Source organism: Nostoc sp. DedQUE09, from assembly GCF_034530915.1.
Lineage (GTDB): Bacteria > Cyanobacteriota > Cyanobacteriia > Cyanobacteriales > Nostocaceae > Nostoc.
This window is the reverse complement of the sequence record NZ_JAVRCE010000117.1, coordinates 1-10,512: the sequence shown is the minus strand read 5'-3', so window position 1 is coordinate 10,512 and position 10,512 is coordinate 1. Positions and strand designations below refer to the sequence as shown.

At 40.2% G+C, this 10,512-nt stretch carries 15 protein-coding genes and 1 pseudogene; 10 read left to right on the top strand and 6 right to left on the bottom strand.

All coding sequences use genetic code 11. From position 1 onward, the window contains the following. Positions 1-265 precede the first annotated feature (265 nt). Positions 266-634, top strand: coding sequence for an STAS domain-containing protein (locus RMY27_RS34895; protein ID WP_094351701.1), 369 nt, complete (start codon positions 266-268; stop codon positions 632-634). Positions 635-690: 56 nt separating this feature from the next. On the opposite strand, the gene RMY27_RS34890 is transcribed toward RMY27_RS34895, so the two are convergent. Further along, on the bottom strand, positions 691-1,296 hold the full coding sequence (locus RMY27_RS34890) for a chromophore lyase CpcT/CpeT (protein WP_322669367.1): 606 nt from the start codon (positions 1,294-1,296) through the stop codon (positions 691-693). Positions 1,297-1,505: 209 nt separating this feature from the next. On the opposite strand from RMY27_RS34890, the gene psb29 reads away from it, so the two are divergent. Then, positions 1,506-2,213 carry a photosystem II biogenesis protein Psp29 gene (gene psb29 / locus RMY27_RS34885; RefSeq protein ID WP_322669366.1) on the top strand — a complete coding sequence of 236 codons (708 nt, stop codon included), beginning with the start codon at positions 1,506-1,508 and terminating at the stop codon, positions 2,211-2,213. Positions 2,214-2,288: 75 nt separating this feature from the next. Here the strand turns inward: psb29 and RMY27_RS34880 are convergent, their stop codons facing one another. The 3 genes from RMY27_RS34880 to RMY27_RS34870 all read right to left on the bottom strand — a co-directional run bounded on the left by RMY27_RS34880 (position 2,289) and on the right by RMY27_RS34870 (position 4,486). After that, the gene (locus RMY27_RS34880) at positions 2,289-2,651 is read right to left on the bottom strand and encodes a phage holin family protein (protein WP_289798955.1); all 363 of its coding nucleotides are present in this window, start codon (positions 2,649-2,651) and stop codon (positions 2,289-2,291) included. A gap of 371 nt (positions 2,652-3,022) precedes the next feature. After that, on the bottom strand, positions 3,023-3,715 hold the full coding sequence (locus RMY27_RS34875; protein WP_322669365.1) for an ExbD/TolR family protein: 693 nt from the start codon (positions 3,713-3,715) through the stop codon (positions 3,023-3,025). 42 nt (positions 3,716-3,757) lie between these two features. Further along, positions 3,758-4,486: a MotA/TolQ/ExbB proton channel family protein gene (locus RMY27_RS34870; RefSeq protein WP_322669364.1), complete on the bottom strand. Its 729-nt coding sequence runs from the start codon at positions 4,484-4,486 to the stop codon at positions 3,758-3,760. 396 nt (positions 4,487-4,882) lie between these two features. Between RMY27_RS34870 and trmB the strand changes: the two genes are divergently transcribed. The 7 genes from trmB (at position 4,883) to RMY27_RS34835 (ending at position 9,379) form a co-directional block, all read left to right on the top strand. Next, complete coding sequence (gene trmB / locus RMY27_RS34865) at positions 4,883-5,530, top strand: tRNA (guanosine(46)-N7)-methyltransferase TrmB (RefSeq protein ID WP_322669363.1); 648 nt, start codon at positions 4,883-4,885, stop codon at positions 5,528-5,530. 397 nt (positions 5,531-5,927) lie between these two features. Then, the gene (locus RMY27_RS34860) at positions 5,928-6,230 is read left to right on the top strand and encodes a hypothetical protein (protein ID WP_322669362.1); all 303 of its coding nucleotides are present in this window, start codon (positions 5,928-5,930) and stop codon (positions 6,228-6,230) included. Between the two features lie 150 nt (positions 6,231-6,380). Next, a complete protein-coding gene (locus RMY27_RS34855; RefSeq protein ID WP_322669361.1) occupies positions 6,381-6,818 on the top strand; it encodes a nitrogen fixation protein in 438 nt (145 codons plus the stop codon). 70 nt (positions 6,819-6,888) lie between these two features. Next, positions 6,889-7,239: a Nif11-like leader peptide family natural product precursor gene (locus RMY27_RS34850; RefSeq protein ID WP_322669360.1), complete on the top strand. Its 351-nt coding sequence runs from the start codon at positions 6,889-6,891 to the stop codon at positions 7,237-7,239. A gap of 58 nt (positions 7,240-7,297) precedes the next feature. Beyond that, positions 7,298-8,560 carry a nif11-class peptide radical SAM maturase 3 gene (locus RMY27_RS34845; protein ID WP_322669359.1) on the top strand — a complete coding sequence of 421 codons (1,263 nt, stop codon included), beginning with the start codon at positions 7,298-7,300 and terminating at the stop codon, positions 8,558-8,560. A gap of 21 nt (positions 8,561-8,581) precedes the next feature. Then, complete coding sequence (locus tag RMY27_RS34840; protein ID WP_322669358.1) at positions 8,582-8,761, top strand: hypothetical protein; 180 nt, start codon at positions 8,582-8,584, stop codon at positions 8,759-8,761. A gap of 471 nt (positions 8,762-9,232) precedes the next feature. Continuing rightward, the gene (locus tag RMY27_RS34835) at positions 9,233-9,379 is read left to right on the top strand and encodes a hypothetical protein (RefSeq protein WP_322669357.1); all 147 of its coding nucleotides are present in this window, start codon (positions 9,233-9,235) and stop codon (positions 9,377-9,379) included. A 393-nt stretch (positions 9,380-9,772) separates the two neighbouring features. Here RMY27_RS34835 and RMY27_RS34830 read toward each other — a convergent pair whose 3' ends face one another. Beyond that, on the bottom strand, positions 9,773-9,895 hold the full coding sequence (locus tag RMY27_RS34830) for a hypothetical protein (protein WP_322669356.1): 123 nt from the start codon (positions 9,893-9,895) through the stop codon (positions 9,773-9,775). Positions 9,896-9,928: 33 nt separating this feature from the next. Between RMY27_RS34830 and RMY27_RS34825 the strand changes: the two are divergent. Continuing rightward, a pseudogene (locus RMY27_RS34825) lies at positions 9,929-10,167 on the top strand (aminoglycoside phosphotransferase family protein); the annotation flags it as partial. Between the two features lie 9 nt (positions 10,168-10,176). On the opposite strand, the gene RMY27_RS34820 reads toward RMY27_RS34825, so the two are convergent. After that, positions 10,177-10,350 (bottom strand): hypothetical protein, encoded by a 174-nt coding sequence (locus RMY27_RS34820; RefSeq protein ID WP_322669355.1) that lies wholly within the window; start codon positions 10,348-10,350, stop codon positions 10,177-10,179. Between the last annotated feature and the right edge of the window lie 162 nt (positions 10,351-10,512).

Sequence of the window (10,512 nt, the reverse complement as noted above, 5' to 3'; positions counted from 1 at the left end):
AGTGCTGAGTGCTGAGTGCTGAGTGCTGAGTGCTGAGTGCTGAGTGCTGAGTGAGAAGTTATGATAATTATCCCGATCTTCCCCGACTCTCTCATCTCACTCATCTCTCCCACTCCTCACTATTTTGGTGAGTTATAACTACTAAAGTTAAGCACTTAGCCGAAAAAGGTGACAAATTTAGCTATAGCTTGTTAATCTCAAGTGACAGCATTAGAAAATTCTGTCACTAGTTAATCTTAAAAGGAATGCCACGGGGAGGGCTTTAGTGATTCATATAGACCAAAAAACTTATACAACCCAAGACGGAAACACTGTTATCGTCTTGACACCATCAGGCCGTCTGGATATCACCACGGCTTGGCAATTTCGCCTGAAGTTACAAGAGTGTATTTCCAAACTCAGTCGCCATGTAGTTGTAAATCTGGCTCAGGTAAATTTTATTGATAGTTCTGGTCTTACGTCTTTAGTAGCTGGAATGCGTGATGCTGATAAAGTCAAAGGCAGTTTTCGCATTTGTAATGTACACCCAGAAGCCAAACTCGTGTTTGAAGTGACGATGATGGATACTGTTTTTGAAATCTTTGAAACAGAAGAGGAAGCTTTAGAAGGTGTGCCTCGTAGCATTGCCAGCTAAAAAAGAGTTACAAGTTAAGAGTGAGAAATTAATTCATAACTCAATAACTCATAACTTTATCTTATTGAATACTGATTTTGCTTGGTGTAGCGATAAGGCCCCATAATCGCCCCCCAGGTTGCTTTTCCAGTTGCGGGATCAATTCCTTTGTCGTAGCTGTGAAATTCTGTCGCTGTAGCTGCAAAACCTAAAGAAACATGAATACTATTGCCAAGATAAGTAAAGCTACAACGAGTCTCTGGTAGTGGGGTAGCGGTAAACTTATAGCGATCGCCAGCTAGTTTCTCCTGAGTAACTGTTAGGATACAACCTGGTAGTAAATCTAATTGTTCGGATGTCAGTGTGTTTAGTAGAGCAGGGTTATCACCTGCCCCTTTTAATGCGCCTGGATCTTGAGGCATATAATATTGTACTTCCACAGTTGCGTCAGAGTCGCTGCTTTGACGCAACCGGATAATTCGCTGGCGGTAAGGTTTATCTAAGGTAATAACGTTAGCCTGTTCAGCAAACAAGGTAATGCTATCTTCTGTGAACAGATTAACTGGTCTTTGCCACAGACGAAGGTGGACATACCAAACTGGTTCTGCTATGGCTTGTTCCCGATTATCAAATTCACCAGCTAGGTACTCACCTAAAACAATTAACTGTGGCGAGAAGTTCATAAGTACAATAAATAAATCATTAAGGATAATAATTATTAGCTAGTTTTTTAGGAGAAAAGGTCTGATCCCCTGTGGCTATCAGCTTATAAAATACTTCTAATGTGTATATATTGTAAATGAAACCGTCACCCGCTAAAAGCTCAACTTGGCAAAGTAGCCTTTAAGCGAGAAAATAAAGATACGTCGCCCTTAACATTTCTTTTTTCTTTGTGAATAACGTCCGTACAGTCTCTGATACAAAGCGAACTTTCTATAATCTTCACACCCGTCCGATCAATACTATTTATCGTCGGGTTGTGGAAGAATTGATGGTGGAAATGCATCTGCTGTCAGTAAATATCGATTTTAGCTACAATCCAATTTATGCCTTGGGTGTCGTCACTACTTTTGACCGCTTCATGGAAGGCTATCAACCAGAACGGGATCAAGAATCAATTTTTAACGCCTTATGTCAGGCTATAGAAACAGATCCGCAACGCTATCGACAAGATGCCCAAAGATTGCAAGCTGTAGCTAAAGGTTTGCCAGTTAAAGATTTAATTGGGTGGCTGGGCCAAACTACTTACTTAGATAGAGATGCTGACTTGCAAGCACAACTGCAAGCGATCGCCAATAATCCTAACTTTAAATACAACCGTTTGTTCGCAATTGGTGTATTTTCGTTATTAGAACAGTCAGATCCCGGATTAGTCAAAGATGAAAAGCAACTCACTGAGGCGCTGAAAGCGATCGCTGCTGGCTTGCACCTCTCCGATGACAAACTCAACAAGGATTTGGAGTTATACCGTTCTAACCTGGACAAAATGGCGCAAGCGCTAGTAGTGATGGCAGATATACTTTCAGCTGATCGCAAAAAACGCGAGCAACGTAAACAACAATCAACTACCCCAGTTGCTCCCCCAAGTTCCAACGAATAGTTAGAATTTGGCAGTGAAGAGTTAGGAGTTATGAGTGAGGAATTGTTAATAACTCCTAACTCTTAACTCTTAACTTTATACACCCAATATTTTGTAGATTAAGCTGTTAATTATAGTCAGCGTAAATGCCCCAATAACAGCACTCCAAATCCCGTAACGCAAGCGAAAGCCCTCTACTAACCAAGCAGCAATACTAAAACAAACCACGGCAATCATAAATGTGAAAATGCCGGATAATAAATCCAATGTGAGTAAATTTGGTACTGCAAAAATGAGGCTTAAAATCGGTCTGACTATTGCCGTCACGATACCAAGCACTGCGGCAGAAAGAAACGCTTTACCAGGAGTATCAATTTCAACTCCCAAAGGCAACTTACTAATTATCAACAAGCTGATAGCTGTTACTACCCAAACAATTAAAAGCGTCACGATATTCATGCCACAACCCCTGATATTAATTAGTAATTCGTAATTAGGACACGCTGAAAGACGCTTGATACAAGCGCTTTTCAATCTGTTAACCTATTTGGACATCCTTCCCCAATTTGGTATGAAATGTGGATGCTAATTGGTGATGAGTTGCTCAGTCTATAGGTGGAAAAATCTTTAAAGCTCAACCAATTATTTGTAAATTAGCAGTTTTTTTTATCTAGCCGAGATTTATTCTAGATATCTTTAGGTTTGAGAAAAGGTTTGCAGGAGAAGTGGGGAGTGATGAATGGGGGACAAGGGAGACAAGGAGAATAACCTATGCCCAATGCCCCTTATCCCCAGAGGGGCCCACCATCCCTAATTCCCATTCCCCTATCTCATCTTTTAAGAGGAGGTTGGGTTTGTTTCGGTGCTACAGGCGCTTGAGGCGCTGGTGAGTTAGGAAGCACAGGAGAAATACCAGGATTGATAGGACTGATGCCTTGCCCAGTTGGAGGCTGAGTGATGCTAGGAAAGGGTTCAGAATTAGGTGCTAAGGGGAATTTTGGGGTAATATTCCCTTCGGGATTAATTCCTGGAAGTGGCGCAGCACCAGGATTGATTGGAAAAGAGGGGACAGCAGGCTGGTTAGGCGAGTTTATGGATGGTTGAGAAGGGCCAGGAATAATTCCCAAAGAAACGCGATCGCCTCCTACTTGTCGTAGCAAGTCTAATGTCTCAATTACATCATTGTAAGTTGCTGTGCGCGAAGCATTCAGTACCACAACGGCATTGGGGTTTGCTTGGAGATACTGTTTTAAACTCTGTCTCAAATCTTCCTGTTTTACAGGCTGTTTTTCTATGTAAGTATTGCCCACAGCATCGATAGTTACAATCAGACTTCCACTCTGTGATGTTATTCCAGAGACTGTACTGGGGCTGGCTTTAGGCAAATCAACATTTATTGCCTGTTGCCGTGTAAATTGTAAAGCCGCTAATAAAAAAAATGTCAGGATACAAAAAACAACATCAATTAAAGGGATGATTTGAATTTGGACTTCTTCAATTGGAGTATGTAGATTAACTTTCATGTCTCACTCTCAAGCCTGGTTTAGGGGTTGAATTATTGACTATTAAGTAGGTGTATTTGGGGGTTCAGGAGGTTCAGAAACTCTAGTTTTTCCTGGCTTGCGGGGTGGAGTTAAATTTTCTTGTACAATTGCTGATGTCCTATTGCTAAAGTCAGGAGGAGACTGGCGATAGAGCAATTCCATCTCATTCCCTGCCTTCCGAAAAACTTTGACTTGGTTGACTACAAAACTTTGAAATAGGCGGTAAAATACCAAACTAATAATGGCAACTATTAGCCCACTTGCCGTACTAATTAAGGATTCACCAATACCAGTAGTCACCCCAGCAGTAGATTCAGTTCCCAAATCGCCAATCCGAATTGAGCGCAGAGACTGAATTAAACCCAAAACTGTACCCAACAATCCCAACAGTGGCGCTAGGGCAATTACCGCTTCTAAAAGTTTTTCGCCCCTGCGCATCCCAGCTAATTCGTCTTCTGCTGTAGCCTCCAGTGCTAGTCGAAAGGTTTCCGCATCAGTTTTCGCAAAACGTAGAGGGGCGTAAAGAAAACGCCCGACAGGCTGATGGCTTGCAAGTCTAGCGATGTCCGCAGCTACTTCCCAATTATCCTGGGCAGCATCCAGGATGCGATCGACTATTTGCTTTTCCTGAGTCAAAATTCGCAACCAGAACCACAAACGCTCGAAAATTACACTCAAAGCCAGAATCGAGAGAACAAGCAAAGGCCACATCGCTGGCCCACCCTTATAAAACAAATCTAAGATATCCACTGTTTAAGTTTCCTCCCTCCAGGACTAGAGCAAATGTGTTAAGGCATTTTAATTCTAGAGATTAATGCAAAATGAGGGGCTTCCTAAATATAAATTTCTCAAAAACCTAAAAAAACAGTGCAAGCATAACGTATTTGACTGAGACTGCTGTACCAACTTGCTGCTGGATAGGCAATTGAATCATAGACCGATAATTTTTGGCATACTTTTGCTAAACTTCCTTGTAATACCAATTTGAAAAAAGAATGAAATACATAGATAAGATCCTAGCCAACCCTCTCTAGGGCTTCGGGGAGGGTGCGTGTCAGTGAAGGTGGGGTGTTTGGTCGCAAACATTTTTTGAATTGATATAACCTGAATCACCACAGGATATTTTCACGTTAAGGAGAACAAATTTTGGCAGCAGTCCGAGTCCGCCAGCATGTTAATCCACTTGGTAAAAAGTATCAAACACCAGCAAGTCCCCTTGACTGGGAAAAAATTTATGCAAAGCCAAATCAACCACTACATTTAGATATTGGCTGCGCTAAGGGACTGTTTTTGTTGAATATGTCCAAGATAGAACCCAACTGGAATTTTCTTGGCTTGGAAATTCGGGAACCGCTGGTGGTGGAGGCGAATAAGTTACGTTCTGAATTAGGTTTAACAAACCTGCACTATTTATTTTGCAATGTAAATAACTCACTGCGATCGCTTTTATCTTCCCTCCCTCCTGAAAGTTTACAACGTGTTACTATTCAATTTCCCGATCCTTGGTTTAAAACTCGCCACGCTAAACGTCGTGTAGTCCAACCAGAACTAGTGACAGACTTAGCTAAGTATCTTGCGGTTGGGGGGTTGGTATTTCTGCAATCAGATATGGAATTTGTGGCTGTGGAAATGCGCGATCGCTTTGCAGCTAATTCAGCTTTTCAGAAAGTTGGTACAGAAGAATGGTTGGCTGAAAACCCCTTACCAGTCTCCACAGAAAGGGAAATAGGAACGCAAAAAAAAGGTGAACCTATTTATCGGGCTTTGTTTGAAAGAGTAAAAACTACAGAATAGGGATATTGATAATATCAACTCTATTCCCCAATTTTGAATTTGAAGTTTTATTGAGCAGTCTGATAAATATTTGTTAATATTACTTAAATCTTGCTTATTATCTTTTTATTAAACATTGCCCAATATTGAAAAATTGTTTGGGACATAAATGTTTTATTAATGGCTAAAACTCTGCGGCTGAAGTGATTGATAGAGATATAAACTTTATCAATAAATAGTTATAACGAAAACTTTCAAGTTATTGTTTAGTGACATAAAAGGTTTATTTATGTCTGCTTATAAATTTTCAAAACATAATTAAATCATTATTACCATGCTTAAAATATATACAGTTTAGGTAATTACAGTACTTAGTGATTCAGCCTATATCTAGTTATATATTCAGAGGAAAAGCACAATGGAAAGGAATAAAAAGAATTCAGATTTTCAATTGGACATTAGCAATCTGATTGATAATGCTGTTAACAATGCACTAGCACGACGGAACCACAATCAGGATTTAGAAGATGCTTTGCTAACTCTGTCTAATGAAGAAATGGCAAACGTTGCAGGCGGTTTTGTAACAGTTAAAAATTTTGATCCAATCATTGCAGGTGGTATTACAGGTGGTATCGGTGTGATAAAACCGATTAGTGATATTTCTGTGATAAAACCGATTATTTGTGGACTAATTGCACAAGACCAGAACTCGATCTCTTAATCTAGAAAGCACAAGTCTTTGAAGTTACTAGTCAGTATTAAACTCTTGGACATTTAATTTGCTTATTTAGGTTGATGGAGAGCAGTCCGATTCAAAACTCGGTATAAATCTCCATCAGCTTAAAAATACAATTCACTATAGGTTCAATTTATGGAAGACATCGCTACTGAAAAGACTACACTTTGCCCTAGTGCAAGACCAGAATGGCAGAACAGTGTTGTTTTTGGCGTCGTTGGTGGCACAGTTACAGAACCCCGCGTAGCTTATCTCAAGCACCCCCAAGCTGTTACAGATGAACTGATAGCCAAGGCTAGTCCAGTAACACCCACTGAAATTTTTCGGACGGCTGCACCTTGTGCAACTAAGGGTTGTCAACATTTTGATGGTAAAGATTGTCGTTTAGCAATGCGAGTTGTAGAAAATTTGCCGACGGTAGTAGAGGATTTACCACCTTGTTCCATACGCCGAGATTGCCGATGGTGGGAGCAGGAAGGCAAGGCAGCTTGTATGCGTTGTCCACAAGTTATTACAGATAACTACAATCCCTCTGAATTACTACTTAAAGTGGCGGCACCGACTGTTAGTTAAGCAAAGCTATGTCTACTCCAAATGTTAGAAATTTATATCCGCCAATAAAATTTTTTTCAAGGAGAAAATTATGTCCCTAAAAAATGTTCAAGCCTTTTATGCAAGGCTAGCAAATGATGAAGCTTTTCGCGCTCAAATTCAAGGAGTGACAAGTAAAGATGAATGTAGCCAAGTTGTTAAAAGTGCTGGCTACGATTTCACCCAGGATGAGTTTGAAGAATATACGGCTCAATTGTTAGAGTCAGAGACTGCTGAGAGCGAACTCCAGGATTTAGGTGAAAAAGAACTGGAAGCTGTTGTTGGCGGACTTATTCAAAGTTCTAACATATTGATTTATGGGGCACCAGCTGGTCTCTGGGATTGGCCACCTATGCAGCCTATGTATGGAGTTCCTGAGTTAGATATTTTAGATAAAAGTTGATAGGGACAAATACGGATATATTCGTCCTTTTCTCAAGAAATTAATTGAGGCTATTCTAATGACTTATCGTCGAATTAGTTACGCAGTTTGGGAAATTACATTAAAGTGTAATCTAGCTTGCCAGCACTGCGGTTCTCGTGCTGGTCATACAAGGGCGAACGAACTTTCTACAGCAGAAGCCCTTGATTTAGTCAAGCAAATGGCGGAAGTTGGAATCACTGAAGTTACCATGATTGGTGGTGAAGCATTTCTGCGTCCTGACTGGCTAGAGATTGCCCAAGCAGTTACCAAAGCTGGGATGCTTTGCGGTATGACCACTGGAGGTTATGGTATCACTCTCGACACAGCATATCGGATGAAAAAAGTTGGAATTAGAGTGGTATCTGTCTCAGTTGATGGCTTAGAAGCAACTCACGATCGCCTCCGTGGTAGACAAGGCTCTTGGCAATGGGCGTTTAAAACCATGAGTAATCTCAAACAAGCAGGTATTCCCTTCGGTTGCAACACTCAAATTAATCGTCTGTCTGCACCAGAATTTCCTCGTATTTACGAGCATCTGCGCGACGCCGGCATCTTTGCTTGGCAAATTCAGTTGACTGTACCGATGGGAAATGCAGCAGATAATAGTGAGATTCTGCTGCAACCTTATGAATTACTAGATGTATATCCCATGATTGCTCGTGTTGCCCAACGGGCAAAGCGAGAAGGGGTGCAAGTACAGCCAGGAAATAATATTGGCTATTACGGGCCCTATGAGCGACTGTTACGGGGAGGAGATGCTTGGTCTTTTTGGCAGGGATGTAGTGCTGGATTGTCTGCATTAGGCATTGAAGCTGATGGTGCTATCAAAGGTTGTCCCTCGCTACCTACCACGGCATACACTGGCGGTAACATCCGCGACTATTCACTGCGGACAATTATTGAAGAAACCGAGGAACTGCGGTTTAATTTGGGGGCTGGTACTCCCAAAGGAACAGAACATTTGTGGGGTTTCTGCAAGTCTTGCGAATTTGCTGAACTTTGTCGTGGTGGTTGCAGTTGGACAGCTCACGTTTTTTTTGATAAGAGAGGCAATAATCCTTATTGTCATCATCGCGCCCTCACTCAGGAAAAAGGCGGTATTCGAGAGCGAGTATATCTCCAGCGTCGTGCAGATGGGAATCCCTTTGATAACGGCGAGTTTGCTCTGATTGAAGAACCGATAAATGCCCCTTGGGCTGAAAACGATCCGCTTCACTTTACTGCTGACCACATTCAATGGCCAGAAAGCTGGGAAGAAGAACCAAATCTAGCATTATCTTTAGTTAGTTCTAGTAATTAAAAACTGCAAAATACCATTTCTATGAATAATATCTCTACTGATATCCCTTCAGAAAATACGACTGTTCCTGACTCTCAAGCAACCCTATTACCTCGCTCACCTTGGAATAGTCAGTTCGCTTATTTGAAAATTCTTTTTCGGGCGAAGAAAGCTTTAGACCGCATCGAAAAAGAAGCAGGCGTTTTGAGAATTGAAACCTAGTTAGATTATATCCATAAATTCCTTAAGTTTGATTACTTATTTTTGTAACCCAAGTTTCCCTTGGGTTATTTTTTAATCTGATGCTTTCTATTTACTATGATTAAAATTTTGGGGACATAAATGTTTTAATTTTGATAGCCTTTTAAAATATTTAATTCAAAAAACAATAGCAGATTTGAATACTCTACGAAAATAACATATATTGTTTAAGTATTTGCTATAAAACTCCAGTTTTATTAATGAAAACTTTTCAAGCAAAACCTTTGCTGTACAAAGATTTTAATTTCAGAATACTTTCAAAAATCCAGTTAGGTCAGATTCCTCTAGTCCATAACTGTATTATTTATGTCTCTTTTCTAGACAATAAAATATTGAAAAAACCGAATAAATCGTAGAGTATGTTAATTATTAGATTAAGCAATTAAAAGTCTAATTCAAGCAATGAAAGTGTACTAAAGGAAACCTAGAAAAATGGCAAAAATTCAAATCAATGATCTGACTGCGCCTTCGGAAAGCTATTTCACCCAGCTAACAGATACCGAAATGAATTCAACTAAAGGTGGTATAATTCTTGAAATACTTGCAATGGCAATTTTGGCAGCAGTTCTTTTGGAGTAATTGAAGAAAGCAGAAGGCAGGAGGCAGAGGGCAGAAGGTTCTTTTCACTTATAGGATTCAAACCCCTCCTGGAAAGAAGCCACCAAATTTTTAATTTGTGGGGGTCTTAAACCCAAGACCCGTTTGGTTACAGCAGAGAACAGAGGACAGTATTCCAACTGAGCCTCCTGCCCTCTGCCCTCTGCTTTTCTGGATAAACAATAAATTTTTATCATGAACAGCATCTTTACTGCATAATAGGACACCAGCCTTAATTACCTCCTTTGCTTCATAACTTAGACTCGCAGCAAACCCCCAACTATTGTGAGGAGTTTGCTGTGAGGCTCAAAGAAGTAACTCTAGAAGCCAAACTTTTAATTTTATGAGTGAAATATGCAATAAATGTAACTACATTTACACACAATACAAACGCGATCGCATATTCTCGAAAACTTGGTTGACTGATTCTAGTGACATCAACATTTTATTGCTGTCGTAATCAACTGTTACCGAAAAACAATGATTTTCTACTGGCATATAAATAATACATAGTTGACAAATTCAGAGCTTATGACATTTTTATTAAATTCTCATAATGTTTTCGATTATTTAATTGAACAAGGGTTATGTAATCAGTCCGAGCAATCACCCAGCAAGGTAAAACCACTTACAGCCAAAAATTTTAATTTATTACTGAGTTGGTCAGGCGATCGCAAACTTCTAGTTAAACAAGAACGACACAATCAGAAAGGGAAAGCGCTGGTGAATTTTTAAATGAGTGGCGAATTCAAGATTTTTTACAACGATTTTCTTTGACTTTAAGTACTGTATAATTCAGATGACTGTTGTTCGAGGCAGTAACGCTCCTCTTCTGCTTCCAGTTTCAAAAGTTCTTGATGACTTTCGCAATAGTGAATAGCTTCCTCGATCGCAGCAAGGGGGAGGTTCCAATTGTCTGCTGCCTCTTCTATTGACATCTGGTTAACAATCATATCCTACCAAACTGTTGAGGCAAGTAGTTTTCGCCCTTTGATGTTTTGTAGAGGCTGTGGAAAGTGATCGCGCAGTTTGCAGCACGTTTCACCTGAGTGAAACAGATTTTATACCAATTTAATATGAAGCTGCATAGAAAAGAGCTTCTAGGATAAAGTTAT

Bases quoted from the DNA above. Each gene is read 5' to 3' on its own strand.
- RMY27_RS34890 (WP_322669367.1), bottom strand. From the start codon at position 1,296: ATGAACTTCTCGCCACAGTTAATTGTTTTAGGTGAGTACCTAGCTGGT.
- RMY27_RS34835 (WP_322669357.1), top strand. From the start codon at position 9,233: ATGGCAAAAATTCAAATCAATGATCTGACTGCGCCTTCGGAAAGCTAT.
- RMY27_RS34855 (WP_322669361.1), top strand. From the start codon at position 6,381: ATGGAAGACATCGCTACTGAAAAGACTACACTTTGCCCTAGTGCAAGA.
- RMY27_RS34830 (WP_322669356.1), bottom strand. From the start codon at position 9,895: ATGCCAGTAGAAAATCATTGTTTTTCGGTAACAGTTGATTACGACAGC.
- RMY27_RS34845 (WP_322669359.1), top strand. From the start codon at position 7,298: ATGACTTATCGTCGAATTAGTTACGCAGTTTGGGAAATTACATTAAAG.
- RMY27_RS34860 (WP_322669362.1), top strand. From the start codon at position 5,928: ATGGAAAGGAATAAAAAGAATTCAGATTTTCAATTGGACATTAGCAAT.
- RMY27_RS34880 (WP_289798955.1), bottom strand. From the start codon at position 2,651: ATGAATATCGTGACGCTTTTAATTGTTTGGGTAGTAACAGCTATCAGC.
- RMY27_RS34850 (WP_322669360.1), top strand. From the start codon at position 6,889: ATGTCCCTAAAAAATGTTCAAGCCTTTTATGCAAGGCTAGCAAATGAT.
- RMY27_RS34840 (WP_322669358.1), top strand. From the start codon at position 8,582: ATGAATAATATCTCTACTGATATCCCTTCAGAAAATACGACTGTTCCT.
- RMY27_RS34875 (WP_322669365.1), bottom strand. From the start codon at position 3,715: ATGAAAGTTAATCTACATACTCCAATTGAAGAAGTCCAAATTCAAATC.
- RMY27_RS34820 (WP_322669355.1), bottom strand. From the start codon at position 10,350: ATGATTGTTAACCAGATGTCAATAGAAGAGGCAGCAGACAATTGGAAC.